14 protein-coding genes are annotated in these 15441 nt (G+C 58.0%); 8 read left to right on the top strand and 6 right to left on the bottom strand.

Features of this window, described 5'->3' with window-relative positions; translation table 11 throughout:
* Positions 1-17: 17 nt before the first annotated feature.
* On the top strand, positions 18-1085 hold the full coding sequence (locus BLP99_RS15685) for a PfkB family carbohydrate kinase (protein ID WP_092180806.1): 1068 nt from the start codon (positions 18-20) through the stop codon (positions 1083-1085).
* 1 nt (position 1086) lies between these two features.
* On the opposite strand, the gene BLP99_RS15680 is transcribed toward BLP99_RS15685, so the two are convergent.
* Both BLP99_RS15680 and BLP99_RS26885 read right to left on the bottom strand, forming a co-directional pair.
* Entirely contained in the window at positions 1087-1599 is a 513-nt protein-coding gene (locus BLP99_RS15680; RefSeq protein WP_092180803.1) for an NADAR family protein, read from the bottom strand.
* 13 nt (positions 1600-1612) lie between these two features.
* Positions 1613-1921: a tyrosine-type recombinase/integrase gene (locus BLP99_RS26885; protein ID WP_371128606.1), complete on the bottom strand. Its 309-nt coding sequence runs from the start codon at positions 1919-1921 to the stop codon at positions 1613-1615.
* Positions 1922-2490: 569 nt separating this feature from the next.
* Between BLP99_RS26885 and BLP99_RS15670 the strand changes: the two genes are divergently transcribed.
* Complete coding sequence (locus BLP99_RS15670; protein WP_371128603.1) at positions 2491-3351, top strand: AraC family transcriptional regulator; 861 nt, start codon at positions 2491-2493, stop codon at positions 3349-3351.
* A gap of 184 nt (positions 3352-3535) precedes the next feature.
* Here BLP99_RS15670 and BLP99_RS15665 read toward each other — a convergent pair whose 3' ends face one another.
* Positions 3536-4183, bottom strand: coding sequence for a hypothetical protein (locus tag BLP99_RS15665; protein WP_076406991.1), 648 nt, complete (start codon positions 4181-4183; stop codon positions 3536-3538).
* Between the two features lie 347 nt (positions 4184-4530).
* On the opposite strand from BLP99_RS15665, the gene BLP99_RS15660 reads away from it, so the two are divergent.
* Positions 4531-5211 (top strand): hypothetical protein, encoded by a 681-nt coding sequence (locus tag BLP99_RS15660; protein WP_176776509.1) that lies wholly within the window; start codon positions 4531-4533, stop codon positions 5209-5211.
* A 74-nt stretch (positions 5212-5285) separates the two neighbouring features.
* Positions 5286-5912 carry a tetratricopeptide repeat protein gene (locus BLP99_RS15655; RefSeq protein ID WP_256327862.1) on the top strand — a complete coding sequence of 209 codons (627 nt, stop codon included), beginning with the start codon at positions 5286-5288 and terminating at the stop codon, positions 5910-5912.
* A 103-nt stretch (positions 5913-6015) separates the two neighbouring features.
* Here BLP99_RS15655 and BLP99_RS15650 read toward each other — a convergent pair whose 3' ends face one another.
* The 3 genes from BLP99_RS15650 to BLP99_RS15640 form a co-directional block, all read right to left on the bottom strand.
* On the bottom strand, positions 6016-6534 hold the full coding sequence (locus tag BLP99_RS15650) for a hypothetical protein (RefSeq protein ID WP_072458918.1): 519 nt from the start codon (positions 6532-6534) through the stop codon (positions 6016-6018).
* A 123-nt stretch (positions 6535-6657) separates the two neighbouring features.
* Positions 6658-6948 (bottom strand): DUF3144 domain-containing protein, encoded by a 291-nt coding sequence (locus BLP99_RS15645; protein ID WP_072458953.1) that lies wholly within the window; start codon positions 6946-6948, stop codon positions 6658-6660.
* A 544-nt stretch (positions 6949-7492) separates the two neighbouring features.
* The gene (locus BLP99_RS15640; RefSeq protein ID WP_072431235.1) at positions 7493-8371 is read right to left on the bottom strand and encodes a LysR family transcriptional regulator; all 879 of its coding nucleotides are present in this window, start codon (positions 8369-8371) and stop codon (positions 7493-7495) included.
* 182 nt (positions 8372-8553) lie between these two features.
* On the opposite strand from BLP99_RS15640, the gene BLP99_RS15635 reads away from it, so the two are divergent.
* The 4 genes from BLP99_RS15635 (at position 8554) to BLP99_RS15620 (ending at position 15378) form a co-directional block, all read left to right on the top strand.
* Entirely contained in the window at positions 8554-9684 is a 1131-nt protein-coding gene (locus BLP99_RS15635; protein WP_371128605.1) for a serine hydrolase domain-containing protein, read from the top strand.
* Positions 9685-9863: 179 nt separating this feature from the next.
* A complete protein-coding gene (locus BLP99_RS15630; RefSeq protein ID WP_092180788.1) occupies positions 9864-11012 on the top strand; it encodes an acyltransferase family protein in 1149 nt (382 codons plus the stop codon).
* Positions 11013-11188: 176 nt separating this feature from the next.
* Complete coding sequence (locus BLP99_RS15625; protein ID WP_231991074.1) at positions 11189-12205, top strand: efflux RND transporter periplasmic adaptor subunit; 1017 nt, start codon at positions 11189-11191, stop codon at positions 12203-12205.
* Complete coding sequence (locus BLP99_RS15620) at positions 12205-15378, top strand: efflux RND transporter permease subunit (protein WP_072458922.1); 3174 nt, start codon at positions 12205-12207, stop codon at positions 15376-15378. The genes BLP99_RS15625 and BLP99_RS15620 overlap by 1 nt, the downstream gene beginning before the upstream one ends.
* Positions 15379-15441: the final 63 nt, after the last annotated feature.

Raw genomic sequence — 15441 nt, 5'->3', positions numbered from 1 at the left:
GATGGGGAGGAGGATGTATGTGGCAGCAGAATCGAATTGTCGGTACCGGGCTCTTTGCCTTGGACGTGATTTTAGGAGCGGACTCTCGCCGCTTGGGTTCTGCACTAGGTGGGTCGACAGGTAACGTTTTGTCCATCCTGGGATCCCTGGGTTGGGCCGCTACGCCTGTTGCAAGCTTTGGCCAGGACCCTGCCGGCGAAAGACTCTGCAATGAGCTTCAAGCCATTGGGGCAGATCTCCGATTCGTGGATTTCTCCAGCTCCCAACGCACGAACGTGATCTACCAGCATCAGTTAGCGCCTCAAAGCGGTAGCTCTTCGACACACCGCTTTAGCTTCAGCTGCCCCTGCTGTGGCAAGAAGCATTACCCCGTAGTCGAGTGTGACGACCGCATCGTCAACAAAGCTCTGCAGGGGCAATCAAAGACCGATGTGTTCTATCTCGATCGGCCTACCAAGGCAGGTTATGAGCTAGCCAAGTCCTATTATGAATCTGGAGCCTTGGTCGTCTTCGAGCCCTCTGCTGCCGGCGACGATGAAGATCTTTTTTCCGCAATTCTGCAGAACGTCCACATCATCAAATACGCGGATGAGCGCTTCCATTCGTTTTCGCGACCACTCCCCAGCTCCATTCTGGTTGAAATCCAGACTCTAGGCCCACGCGGCCTGCGTTTCCGCAGTCCAGCCTCCGGCGGCTCATGGCGCCATCTGTCAGCCTTTCGCCTGCCGGAGATTGAAGACACTGCCGGCGCAGGTGACTGGTGCACCGCTGGATTGGTGTACTCCCTACAGCAAAATCGCGTGCACGCCTGGAATGACCTCGAGGAAAGCGAGCTGGAACACGCGCTGGCGTTTGGTCAGGCGCTTTCCTCAATGAACTGCCTCACCCGTGGCGCTAGAGGGTTGCTGGGGGTTCTTACACCCGACGAGATTCTTTCGTTCGCCCAGCAGCTGTGCACTGGCCGTGACAATCAGGCAAGCGAAACAGCGACAGCCTCGCAACTCGGGAAGCTTGCCTGGCAGAAGACACACACCATCGCGGTCAGTAGCACGGACCTACTTGAAGTGTGCTGTCAGGCCCGCTGATCTAGTCGACTGTCACAGCAGCTTTCGGCGGCTTTTTAGCAGCTCTGACGGGCTTTGCTTCTGCCTTGCGAAGCTCTTCGCGAACCTCCATCAGCAGCACGCCGAGCATATTCTTGCCCTTGCCATTGACCTCGCCCCAAGTCCTGTTGACCTCGTTATCAACAGTGGCCGACTCGACGAGCCGGGCCTCACCGGTAGAAAGCAGGAGCGCTTTCAGATCCTCATGCTGAGTGAACTTGGCCAGGAGAATGGCTCGCATGCGCTCAAATTTAACTTTCGACCAGCCCGGGCGAATGTCCCACCAGTAAAGACCGTGAGCAGCCATTGCCACTAGCGCTGGCGATGGAGCCGCAAGGATCCAATCCCGCACGGCTTCCTTGCGAGGCTTGCCCGCTTGGTAAGCGTGCTCGGAGGTGGGATACACGACATCCTCAAACAACACTTCGCGCTTATACAGGTTGCTTAAGGCCCCATAAGGCTTTTCGTTTGCGCGGTAGAACCGAATTTCCTGCATTACTGCTCCTCACCTAATGACTATCGGCCTGAGGCCAAGCATATGGGTTGCCAAGGCGGCACGCTAGAACGCAAACGTTGTTTGTCACTGCAACGATGCTGGCAGGACTATTTGCGCTGAGAACGAGCTTCGAGGGGTTCAGCTGCCCTGGAAATACTCCCTTACTTTCTACATAACGCAAGGTCGATTGACCATCGCGCCACGCGAAATACTGCATCAGTGCCTTGAGGTCCCACCCACTGCTGGTAGCCCATGTAGCAAAGCCCCGACGCAAGGAATGGCTGCTGTACAGTTCGCCCGGCAGCCCTGCCCCCTGAAGCACTGCTCGTAATAGGGGAATTACACCGTTCGGGTGCAAACCTCCTTCTCCGAAGTGCCCCCAGCGATCAATGCCGCGGAATATTGGGACCGTCAGAGGTTGGGGCAGCGAGGCTAAACGGGTGGGGAAACTGATTCTATGAACATCAATCGATGAACAATCGACTCAATTTATCGAGCGCTGCGTGAGCAGTTTCGAGGCCCGTGCGCTTCTTATGAACATCTGACATCGCCCACTTGTTAAACAGTGTGTGTTTTCCTGTTTATCACTAGCTGTCACCTGTACCTGAAAACCGAACTTTGCCGCCATTACCGTAATCCAGCCAAACCAACGACCTTCCCACCCTGCCTCCCTCTATGCCACCTCGCGCAAGCACTGGAAAGATTCGGACAAGCACCCTCGCAATGCCTCGCTCAGCCTTGCTGAATTGACATGCTCGACCTTTGAGCTGCGTTGAGCTACATGAGTCAATCCGATCCGTGCATTGAGCAAACGCGGCTAGGCACGTTCACGTTGCTATAGTCGACTCTATCGCCGACCGTACCTCCAGGAGCATTTACCCAGTGCCCGACATGTCGACCAACGTCGCTTACACAAAACGCTTCAACGCCGTCCTCACCTACATTGATGAGAATCTCGAAGGTGATCTGTCGGTGAATACGTTGAGCCGTGTGGCGAACTTTTCGGCATTTCACTTCCATCGGCAATTCAGCGCGTTCGTAGGTGTGCCTGTTTCACGTTATGTGCAACTGATGCGATTACGACGCGCGGCGCATCGCCTGGCAACCGTCGCGGAGCACTCGGTACTGGAGGCAGCACTGGGTGCTGCCTTCGAAAGTCCGGAGGCATTTTGCAGGGCGTTCAGCCGGGCGTTCGGTATGTCGCCGAGTGCTTTCAGAAAAGAGCCGAACTGGCAGGTCTGGAATACGGTGTTCGCAATCCCTCATTTTTCCAGGACGATCATGATGCAGATACGAGTCGTGCAATTCCCTGAAGTCAGGGTCGCGGCATTTGAACATTGCGGGCCCGCCGGGCTTCTCAATGAGAGCGTGCGCAAGTTCATCGAGTGGCGCAAGCAAAGCGGACAGTCGCCGGTAGCTTCGAGTCGCAGCTTCGGCATTCCCTTTGGCAACCCCGATACGACACCTGCGCAAGCATTTCGCTTCGCAATCTGCGGCGAAATTCACGAGGCCGTGGCGCCAAATGAGTTCGGGGTGCGGGAGACCGTGATTCCAGGCGGGCGCTGCGCCGTGGTGCGACATGTGGGGTCACCGGATCACATCGGCGAAACGATCTATCCGATTTACCGCGATTGGCTTCCTGCCAGTGGAGAGGAACTGCGTGACCAGCCACTGTTCTTCCATTACCTGAGCCTCTTTCCCGAGACGCCGCAAGACCAGTGGCAAACTGACGTGTATGTTCCGTTGCAATAGCGTGAACGATACACTGCCTTGGGTAGCCACTTCTTATTTCTAAGGACACTTCACAGTGGCTACCTATGGGCAGCTAGCTCGTCGACACGCATGTAGTGGCCTACGAAACCCGGGGCGATTCAATGTTTATGTGTGTCTATAAGATTGTGTGGAAACGCGAGACTCGATGCGACAGCGATATGTGTTAACCGACGGTAACGTATCGATATTGACGGCCCCTCCATGGGGTCACAACGTTATTATTCTCATATCTCCAGTTTTGAATCTCAGCATTGTTGAATACGGCGTCCCATTGATTCGACATTTTGAAATTAAGGCCTTCAGCTGCCGTTGATTCCTTGTACCTCCCTCGCCCTGTACCTGGCTTTGCGACATGGGTGTCGAATTGCATGCCGTAACAGAAGTGGTGTTTATACAACACCGCTTGCGGCCGCTGAGGCCAAGCGTCCACCGCTATGGCGTCCTCAGCATCTCCAGAGTTATGTCCAATCAAAGCAAACGTGTGGGCGTTGGTGCCGACCCATGCTGAATAATAATCTGACGACAGATAATCCCTGCAGATTGCGTAAGCCATTGCCCCCAGCTGATCGCAATTGCCCGCTCCTGTTCTTTTGGCGATTTCTAATATACGCCGAGGTCTTAGCATGGCGCTGTTGACTGGGTTTTCCATGAAGTTGTAGGTGGCCGCAGTACGAATGTGTGAGGCGGCGTACTCCTCATCCAACTGATTGCCACTACCGTAGGGAGTTAACCCCTTGATAATGTCGATCACTGCGTTGCCAAGCCTCAGCAATTGTGCCTGTCTCTTTGTCACTATGTAGTCTGTAGGCATGCTTTGTTTCTCACAAGATATTGCTGGAGACGATGAAGCCACCTCGTCAGGCTAGGTCAGGCTCGGCGTTTCGCAAGCGACAGGAACACGACGGATGTCGGGTCAAGATCGCGAGAAGCCTGTCTCGCCCCGCGGCAAGACGCGACGAGAATGAGCTCAACCATGATCATCCAAGGTGGCTTGGCCACCCCAACGATGTGTAGTGATCAATTGAAAATTTCTGCTGTGCCATCCTCGACCAGACCCGATCTTTTACTCTGAGACGTCGACGCTAACCCCTCCTCCACCGCCCCGTCTTACTAAAGTTCGCCCCTGATAGGCCGACAGCCTTCATTCTTGTCTCACGGATGATTTCAATGTTCCGCTCTGTTCTCCCCGGCGTTGCCTTACTCGCCGTCGCCGCTGCCTGTACGGCCCAGGCTCAGCCCGTCACCACGCCCGAGCAACTGTTTAGCGAATTTTCTCGCTGCGATGCACATTTCTTCGAAAGCCTGCGCGACGCCCGTCTCCCTGCAGCTACCTTGCGCCTGAGTGATTACGGCTCGGTCAAGGCGCCGACCGTCAGGGATCCGTTGCAGGAAGGTGGCACTTACCAGCACTTCGAAACACCCCTGATCATCAATGGCGTGCGTATGGTCGGCTATTACAACCAGGCCCAAACCATCAAAAGCGTCGGCAATTTTCTGTTTTGGGGATTCGTGGCAGATGGCTCGCCACAAGAGGTGGCCACGAAACTCAAGCCACTCATTGTCGATAACGCACGTTTCGCCAGCCAGGGCCAAGCCATCACCCGCGCCGAAATCCGTCGCATCGGTGATCCGATCGGCCAATGGCGCACCGAAGGGTTGACCGGCCCGGGGGTTGCTACTCCGTTTGGTTTCGTAGACCGCGCCTTGATGGTCGATACGGGCGACATGAAACCGCCGCTCGCAGGACGTACCACCGTGTTCTGCTCGCTACAAGGCACCGTGACCGCGCCGTTGCTGCAGGTCTATCGCCCTGACCTCAACGCTCATCTGCTCGACTGACAAGGATGTTTTCCATGAATGCTCGCTGGTCCGCACTGATCGCTTGTTCCCTCCTCCTTACAGGATGCGCCGGGATGCAGAATCCGCAAAGAGCCAATCTCGCCCATTGCTCCAATCAATTGAAGGCGCTCAAGGCCGAAAACTACACCCTGGTGCTGCAGGAAGGTGATCTGTGCTTGCAGAAAAATACACTGCCCGCCTCGCTGCAAAGCGTGATCTATGCGGTGCAGGCTGAGGCCCACAGCAACCTCAACCAATTTTCCCAAGCCGTGACTGCCAAGGAAAAATCCATCCAATTGGCAGTCAAGCCAGATCCGCGGGCGAACCTGGATTTGAGCGCGATGTATCGTGAGGCCGGCAACCCCAGGAAAGCACTCGAACTTGTGCAGTACAACCTCGACAACGGACTGGGAGAAGCCGGTAAGGGCTCCGGCTTCCATATGCCGACCTACTATCATCTGGGCCTGGCCCTGACGGACCTGGGCCAATACCGAGAGGCCGCCGAAGCCTTCAGCGCCGGCCTTGAACGCCAGCCGGACTATGCCTGGGCCTATTACACCCGCGGGGTCGCGTACGACCATTTGGGGGCGAAGGATGATGCCAGGGCCGACTTCAAGAAATTCCTGGCGCTGGTCGACAAGAAATACCTGCTGGAGAAACATAAGGCCAAGCTCGCCGAACTCGGGGTTTCCGTACCGTAATGGCTGAGCCGGCTTAATGTCGGGCAGTTTCGATCTTGGGGGCGCAGTGCCATGGTTATTGTCATTGCACTCCCCCTCTGCTTTGCCACTGGCCTCAATGTCTTTATTTGACGAACCTGAGGCACCCGAACCCGGTCTTGATCCGCAGTTGCTGAATGGGTTCGATATTTTCCTGTTCACCGACCTTCTTGATGACGGCCACCCCGCAGAAAGACTCGTCACGGTTGAAGATCGGAAGAATGCCAGCCTTAGGCTCGGTCCAGGAGCCCGAAATCAAGGTATAAGTGGCTCCGTTCTGTGGCTTGAAGGAGAACGGGATCTTGCAAGCGCTGCTACCCGCGACTTGCCAATAGGTCAGGATCAGCTCTTTGTCCACGGCAACCCGTGATTCGATATGTTCCCCGTTGGAGGGCAGGACCGTATAACCGGCATAGCATCCATTATCGCTGAAGGTCATGGCATCCAGCCTCGCCCCTCCTCCAGCCTTGAGGCGAACCGTTGCTGAAGGGTCAGCGGGTCCGGGGACGACATATTGCTTGCCCTGTAGAAACGAAGTGCAACCGCTGACCAGTAACGCGCCGGCCAGCAAGATGAACCGGCCGGACTTTTGATTGACGTACATCCCTTTCTCCCTGGTTCCATCGGGTGCCCTAGCCAGTCGGAGACTTGGGACTGTTGAAAAGCGGTTCAATGGTAATGGATTGAGTGCAGATGCGAGTAGGTCTGGATGTGCCGGCACCTGAACCTATTTCACCTGCATGTACTGGCTGAAATTGTTGATGTGATCATCAAGATTATCCTCGAGCATCATCCGGTACTGATCGCAGAAATACTTCAACAGCGCCTCTCGAGCATCAGCCATTTCGGCACCAGACTTGAAGTTCTGCGCGCTCGCCCAAGCATTGAAACGAGTGGTGCCGAACATCATTGAGGCGCTGACCCCACCGAGATCTCCATGGGTCTTGATCTGTTCGTTGGACAGTTCGATATGGGCGTCTGCACGGTCGTAGAAGGCTTGGTCGGAGGCGTCAGCCATGATGAGGTCTCGATATTCAAGGAAGGATGCCATTGGAGCATATTGCGCGGCAGGATTGCAGCTGCCTCCATCGAGCCCCGGCAAGACCAGTCAAAGGAATACTTATCTTCGCAGCCAATGGTGCCGTGGATTTCAACACCGTCAAACCCTGCCTCACGTGCGAAACGCTGGGCGAATTGGTCAACCAATCCGGTTATTTCGATAGTTATGGAAAGGTTGCTTTTGCGCTGTTATACGGCTGTTCTTCAACGTCGCCAGAGATTCACAGGCTCAAAGTGCCCCGGGCCGATCCAGGCCGGCAATCCGAGGTCCACTCTTTGTCGGCGGGCAACTTGGGTGTACTGATCCCCTACTACGGCAAGGATGGCCAAACTTCGAGGTGCCTAGCTGGGAACCGGGGTTCCTGATCCACGCATTCGGTGACAGCTACGCTCACGTGCAGGGTGACCCGATCATCTCTGCAAGACGCTGAACGTCAAAATCGACGAAGACGAGATCCAGGATTTCCTCAAGGAACTGTCATCGGATCTAGACGGTTGATCACTTACATATGCAGGGAGATGAAATCTACGAAACAACGCAGCTTGGGCGTGATGAAGCGGTTCGGCGGCCACAGCACACTGAAGTGGATGGTGCGGGTGACATCTTGGGTCAGCACCGCCTGCAACTCTCCGGACTCAAGGGCATCCTTGACGGCAAATTCCGGCAGGCAGGCGATGCCCCGACCTTCCATGGCGGCGTTGAAAAGCATGTCGATGTTGTTGCAAACCAGCACTGCCGGCAAATCCTGCGCGCCATTGTGAGTTTTATCCGGTAGCGGCCAGCGCTCGAGCTTCCCGGTGGAAGGCACTCGGTACAACAAGCAGTCATGGTTGCTCAAGTCGCCAGCGTCCAAGGGCACGCCCTGGGCCTGGAAATAGGCCGGAGCACCCACCAGCAGGAAACGGAAGGCGCCCAATCGCCGCGCCACCAGACGAGAGTCGTTCAATTCGCCGGTTCTGACCACGGCATCAAAACCCTCCTCCACGACATCCACCAGACGGTCGCTGAAGTCCAGCTCCAAATGGATGTCCGGGTATCGCTTGGCAAAGCGGGACAACAAAGTGAACAGGAACTGCCCTGCCAAGGGCAGGCTCACGCGCAGCTTGCCACGGGGTTCGCTGCTGGAGCTGGACAGCTCGAGCTCCGCTGCTTCCAGTTCATTGAGCACACGCTGGCAGCGGTTCAGGAAAAGCATGCCCTCCGCTGTCAGGTTGATGCTTCGAGTGCTGCGATGAAACAGCCTGACTCCCAGGCGCTGCTCCAGGCGCGCGACGCTTTTGCCAACGGCCGATGACGACACACCCAATTGCCGACCGGCTGCGACAAAACTACGGGTTTCGGCGACCTGGACGAAAACCGAGATTCCGCTGAGGTTGTCCACGCTCTCTCCTTGAGTATTGGCGCTTTGATTGCGGAACGAAACGTCCGATGTGTCCGGAATTCTAGCCTCTGTTTCCCCTGCCGTCTGCGACCTAGCATGACAACCGTCTATCACAGCAGGGAATCGCGATCATGACCGCCAAAGCATCCATTCAGTTATCCAGCGCTATCGCCACTGACCCTATGCAGGCCCGAATTGACGCTGCGCTGAGCAGCGCCATTGAAGACAAACGCCTGGTGGGAGCTGTCGTACTGGTTGCCCGCCGTGGCGAAATCACCTATCGAAACGCGGTGGGCCTGGCCGACAGAGAGGCCGGGATACCGATGCGCACCGACGCCCTGTTCCGGCTCTCCTCGGTCACCAAACCTATCACCTCGACGGCCGCCCTGGCCTTGGTTGCCCAAGGCCGCATTGGCCTGGATGACCCTATCGCCCGCTGGCTACCGGAGTTCCAGCCGACCCTGGCGGACGGCACTCGGGTGTCTATCAGCGTGCGCCAATTGCTCAGCCATACAGCAGGCCTGAATTATGGTTTTCTCGAAGCCCAGGGTGGCGGCGCCTACGCGCAGGCCGGTGTGTGTGACGGGCTGGAGAGCGCACCGCTGACCCTGGAGGAAAACATCCGGCGGCTGGCGACCGCGCCGTTGCTCTATCGCCCCGGCACCAACTGGGGATATTCCATTGCCACCGACGTGTTGGGTGCCCTCATCGCCAGGGTATGCGGCAGTAGCCTGGCTGAAGCAGTCAATCAACTGGTGTGCGAGCCTCTCGGCCTGTCCGACACCCGCTTCAACGTCGTCGACACCTCCCGCCTGACAGCCGCCTACCTCAATGCCGATCCCGTTCCACGCCGCATGAATGGCGTCGAAGTGATCGAAGTATTCGAGAACACTGCAGGTATCCGGATGGACGCGGATCGGGCCCTCGATAGCAGTGCCTATCCATCGGGAGGCTCCGGCATGATCGGCTCCGCCGAAGAGTTCCTGACCCTGCTCGAAACCTTGCGCCAGGGTGGTGGGCCGCTCATGCCAGCGGCCCTTGCGAAAGAAATGGGAAGTGTCCAGACCGGCAATCTGGAACTCGCCAATTGGCCTGGCCGTGGTTTCGGCCTGGGATTCACCGTGCTGACTGACCCGCAGGCCGCACAAACGACCGAGTCCGTTGGCACGTGGCGTCTGGGTGGGGCTTTCGGTCATTCCTGGTTCGTCGATCCGGTGCAACAGATCTGCGTGGTGGCCTTCACCAACACGGCGTTCGAAGGCATGTTCGGGCAGTTCACCGTCGATCTATGCAACGCCGTATACGGTGCCTGAATGGCCAAAGGTTCACGCGGCGATAAGGAGTTCATGATGAAAAGACCGGCTTGAGAGCCGGCCTTCATGCGAATGCAGTTTGAGTTGTCCAGCTTTTTTTTGGCTACCTGCCCCATGGAATTGACCAGGCGCCTGGGCTTTCGACAGCGCCGCGGATCTTTATTGAAAGGTATCGACTCATGACGCATTCACGCCTGTATCACAACCATGCCAACGTACGCCTGGACTCCCTGACGGGGTTTCGATTTGTCGCGGCTGCCTTGGTGTTCTTCTTTCACGCCTCACTGACAAAGATCATCGGATTCAACCCCTTTGCCGACCAGCACATTGTCGCCGGCTTCCAGCGCTTGTTCAGCGTGGGGGGCTGGCTTGGCGTATCGTTTTTTTTCGTCCTCAGTGGTTTCGTCATAACCTGGTCGGCCCGCAGGGACGATACGCTTGGGGCGTTCTGGCGCCGTCGCCTGGTGAAGATCTATCCCAATCATCTGGTCACCTTCGTCCTGGCGATGATCTTGTTCGCTGTACCGCTGACAGCCGTGAGTGCCTGGTTGCCCAACTTGCTGCTGGTTCATGCCTGGGTCCCGGACATGTCGGTGTTCCTGAGTGTCAACGGGCCTTCCTGGTCCCTGTGTTGTGAACTGGTTTTCTACCTGGCGTTTCCGTTTCTCTTGCGCGCCTTGTGGAAGGTCGGCGAGGACCGCCTCTGGCTGACCGCGGGCCTCACAGTCTGTGCGATGGCTGTGACCCACTGGCTCATCGCCGAGGTTGTCGACGATGCACCGCAGATCGCCGAATACCCCATCTCCCTGAGCCAGTGGTGGTTGGCTTACTACTTTCCGCCGCTACGGTTGTTCGAGTTCGTTCTCGGCATGTTGATGGCCCGCATCCTGATGACGGGACGCTGGATTGCGATCCCGGTCGCACCGACGCTGGCATTGGCGACGGCGACATACTTCCTCGCAGGAGAAATGCCCTTCATCTACAGCCTGTCACTCACCACCGTCATTCCGATTGCCTTGCTGATCACCAGCCTGGCTGCCGCCGACGTCGCGCAGCTCAAGTCCTGGTTTCGTCATCCACTGATGGTCTGGCTGGGAGAGATCTCGTTCGGGTTCTACATGGTCCACCTGCTGATCATGATGTGCGTGACTTCGCTGTTGGATGGACAACGTTTCGCAGTAGTACCGGCCTCTCTGATTCTCGCGGCCACGTTCTGCCTGTCGATCCTGGGGGGCTGGCTGCTTTTCGCCTTCGTCGAGCGGCCCGCCATGCGACGTTGGGGCAAAGCCAAGCCGATCGAGCGACCAATGAGTGTTCCTCAGGTTTGATTTCTCCACTGGAAAGGATGCTAGCCATGTCATCGTTTATTCGCAGGTTGAGCGGCGTGCCCGTTTGGGCACTCGGCTTATTGGCGCTGGCGCTAGTCGCCGGCTTCGCAATCAGCATGCGGGCCCCGGTAGCCCAGGCTAAAAGCGCCCCCGCTCCGCTGCCTCAGGTGCAAGTGATGAGCGCCATCACGCGAGATGTCGTCGACTGGCAGAGCTACACCGGTCGCTTGGTCGCCACCGACACCGTAGTCATAAAGCCTCTGGTGGCCGGTACGCTCATCAGTGTGCACTTCAAGGACGGCGCGCTGCTGCGCAAAGGCGACCTGATGTTCGAGATCGACCCTCGTCCTTATGCCGCGACGCTGCAACAAGCCCAAGCCGCGCTGGTGGCCGCCAGGTCGATGAGTCTGTTTGCGCAGAAAGAGCTGCAGCGCTACGAGCATTTAATCACCAGCAATGCCATCGCGAAAACCGACCTGGACAAGCGCATACAGAGCGCCAACGAAGCTCAGGCCAGGGTCAATGAAGCCCAGGCCAGGGTCGAACTGGCCCGGCTCGACCTGGAGCACACCCGCATCCTCGCGCCATTTGACGGTCGCGCCTCACGGGTGGAGGTGACACCGGGAAATATCGTTGACGTGGGAGAGCGCTCCACAGCCCTGACGAACCTGGTGTCCATCTCTCCGATCTACGCGGACTTCGACGTGGATGAACAAACCTTCCTGCGCTACCTGGGCAACCGCCCCGCGGGCGATCCGGTACCCGTCATGCTCGGGCTGGCCCACGAAGAGGGTTATCCACGCAAAGGCAACCTGAGCTCCCTGGACAACCGGCTGGATACTCGATCAGCCACTATCCGCGTCAGGGCCAGTTTCGACAACAGCAACGGAGAGCTGCGCCCGGGCCTGTTTGCCAGGGTCCTGCTGCCAGGCAGTGCCAGCCGCCCGGCAACCTTGGTCGACGACAGCGCCATCGGCACCGACCAGGACAAAAAGTACGTACTGGTGGTCGATGCCGAGGGCCGCGTCCAGTATCGCCAGGTCAAGCCCGGGATACGTCAGGGTGCGCTACGGGTCATTGACCAGGGCATCTCACCCGAGGAGCAGGTGGTCGTGAGTTCCCTGCACCTGGCGACACCGGGCTCCCAGGTTGCTCCGGTACGTGCGCCTTCCCAACCACAGGCGCAACAATGATGAACATTTCCGGATTTTTCATCGACCGTCCGATTTTTTCCGGCGTCCTCAGCGCTCTTGTATTGCTGGCCGGGATACTCTCGCTAACGCGGCTGCCAGTGTCGGAGTACCCCGATGTGGTGCCGCCGTTGATCGTGGTGAACGCCCAATACCCAGGTGCCAACCCCAAAGTGGTGGCTGAGAGCGTCGCCGCGCCGCTTGAAGAGCGTATCAACGGCGTGGAAGGCATGCTGTACATGCAATCGCAGGCCAACAGCGATGGCACCTTGGCGATCAATGTGACATTCGCGCTGGGCACCGACCCCGACAAGGCTCAGCAGTTGGTACAGAACCGTGTCTCCGAAGCGCTCCCACGCCTGCCGGCCGACGTGTTGAACCTTGGCGTCACCACCAGCAAATCGTCATCGACCCAGACCCTGGCGATTCATCTGGTGTCGCCCAACAACGAATACGACGCCAACTACCTTCGCAACTACGGCATCCTTAACATCAAGAGCCAGCTTGAACGTATCCCTGGCGTCGGCGAAGTGCGCATCTGGGGCGGCGGCGACTACGCCATGCGTATCTGGATCGACCCCGACAGCGTTGTACAGCGAGGCCTCACCGCCGGCGAAGTGGTGGCGGCCATACGAGAACAGAACATTCAGGTCGCGGCCGGCGTCATAGGCGCGTCGCCCATGAACGCGGGCGTTCCACTGCAGCTTTCGGTCAACGCCAAAGGTCGGCTGAAAACCGAAGAGGAATTCGGCAATATCGTCATCAAGACGGTACCGGACGGGGGCGTGACGTACTTGCGCGATGTGGCCCGGATCGAATTGGCCGCTTCCACCTACGCGCTTCGCTCGCTAGTCGACGGGCAGCCGGCGGTAGGCTTCGGAGTTTTCCAGATGGCGGGCGGCAACGCGCTGGACATTTCAGCCCGGGCTCGGGAAATCATGACTCAAGCCAAGGCCGATATGCCGGCAGGCGTCGATTACAAAATCGTCTTCGACCCGACCCAGTTCGTCCGTTCCAGTATCGATGCGGTGATCAGCACTCTGTTCGAAGCCATCGTGCTGGTGGTGCTGGTGGTGATCGTGTTCCTGCAAACCTGGCGCGCCTCGGTCATTCCATTGCTGGCTGTGCCGATATCCATCGTCGGCACACTGGCGTTCTTGCTGGCGTTCGGATTCTCCATCAACGCGTTGTCACTGTTCGGCCTGGTATTGGCGATCGGCATCGTCGTGGATGACGCGATCGTCGTGGTGGAAAATGTCGAACGCAACATCAGCCAAGGGTTGTCACCGCACCAGGCCACTCACCAGGCAATGGCAGAGGTGAGCAAACCCATCGTCGCCATCACCCTTACGCTGGTTTGCGTGTTCATTCCATTGGCGTTCATGCCCGGCCTTTCTGGCGGTTTCTACCGCCAGTTCGCCTTGACCATAGCCATTTCCACGGTGATCTCGGCATTCAATTCGTTGACACTTTCCCCGGCCCTCTGCGCCCTGCTGCTCAAGCCACACGGCGCGCCAAAGGATCCGCTGGAACGTGGAATCGACAAAGTCATGGGGCGTTTTTTCAAAGGTTTCAATCGTCGATTCAAGCAAGCCGAGGAGCACTATGGTGCCGGCGTACACGGTGTGCTGGCGCACAAGGGCAGGACGTTCGCGGTGTTCGCGGTTCTGCTGTGTGCCTGCGCCTGGTTGAGCCACACGCTACCGACGGGGTTCGTTCCGGCCCAGGACAAGGAGTTCCTGGTGGGTTTCGCTCAACTGCCCGCCGGTGCCTCGCTGGATCGAACCGAGCAGGTCATCCAGCAAATGAACGACATCGCGCTGAAACATCCTGGCGTTGCCCACACCCTCGAGTTTCCCGGCATGTCCGTCAACGGTCTGATGAACTCTTCAAGCTCCGGGATCATCTTCGTCATCCTCAAACCCTTTGCCGAGCGTTCCGGCGAGGAGTTGGGGGCGAACCGGATAGCGGCAGAACTCAATGCCGAGTTCAGCAAGATTGCACAGTCCTTCACTGCGGTCTTCCCGCCGCCCCCCGTCCTTGGGCTGGGAACACTGGGCGGGTTCAAACTCCAGATCGAGGACCGCGCCAGCCTGGGTTATGTCGCACTCGACAGCGCGGTCAAAGCCTTCATGACCGAGGCTGCCAAGGCGCCGGAATTAGGCCCCCTTTTCTCCAGCTACCAGATAAACGTGCCCCAACTGGACGTCGATCTAAATCGGGTCAAAGCCAAGCAGCTCGGCGTCTCGGTAACCGATGTATTCGAGACCCTGCAGATTTACCTGGGATCTCTATACGTCAACGATTTCAACCTTTTCGGGCGTGTTTACCAAGTCAGGGCGCAGGCCGATGCGCCGTTCAGGGCCCACCCCGAAGACATCAAACGCTTGAAGGTTCGTAATGCCTACGGCGACATGGTGCCCTTGTCGACGCTGCTGTCGGTCGATCCCGGCTATGGGCCGGAAATGGTCGTGCATTACAACGCTTTTACAGCGGCGGACGTCAACGGCGCCCCCGCCCCCGGTTACTCTTCGGGCCAGGCAGAAGCAGCCATCGAGCGCATCGCCCGGCAGACCCTGCCCCAGGGCGTACGTATGGAATGGACCGACCTGACCTACCAGCAACGGCTGGCCGGTGACACGACCGCCTGGGTGCTGGCGGTCAGCACGCTCCTGGTTTTTCTGGTTCTGGCGGCGCTGTACGAAAGTCTCCTGCTGCCGCTGGCGGTGATCCTGATCGTGCCGATGGGGGTGCTTTCGGCGCTCGCGGGCGTCTGGTTGACCGGAGGCGATAACAACATTTTCACCCAGATAGGCCTGATGGTACTGGTGGGCCTGGCGTCCAAGAACGCCATCCTGATCGTCGAATTTGCAAGGGATCTGGAACGCCAGGGGCACACCCCGTCGAGCGCCGCCTGGGAGGCCAGCAAGTTGAGGCTCAGGCCGATCCTGATGACCTCGATTGCCTTTGTCATGGGCGTCGTCCCCCTGGTGATTTCCACCGGAGCCGGAGCGGAAATGCGCCAGGCGATGGGCGTCGCGGTGTTCTTCGGCATGTTGGGCGTGACCGCATTCGGATTGCTCTTCACCCCGCTCTTCTACGTCCTGGTTCGCAGTGTTGGCCGCCGGCTACCCCAGGCCCGGTCAATTCCCATTGCGGACACATACATCCGTTAACACCGGAACTCCAGCGCGTTTTTCTGCATTCGGCGCGCCTCTAGACTGCAAACGTCCCCAACC

It is taken from the genome of Pseudomonas sp. NFACC32-1, from assembly GCF_900101215.1.
Taxonomy (GTDB): Bacteria; Pseudomonadota; Gammaproteobacteria; order Pseudomonadales; family Pseudomonadaceae; genus Aquipseudomonas.
Note: the sequence above shows the minus strand (reverse complement) of the source record. Positions and strands in the feature narration are given on the sequence as shown.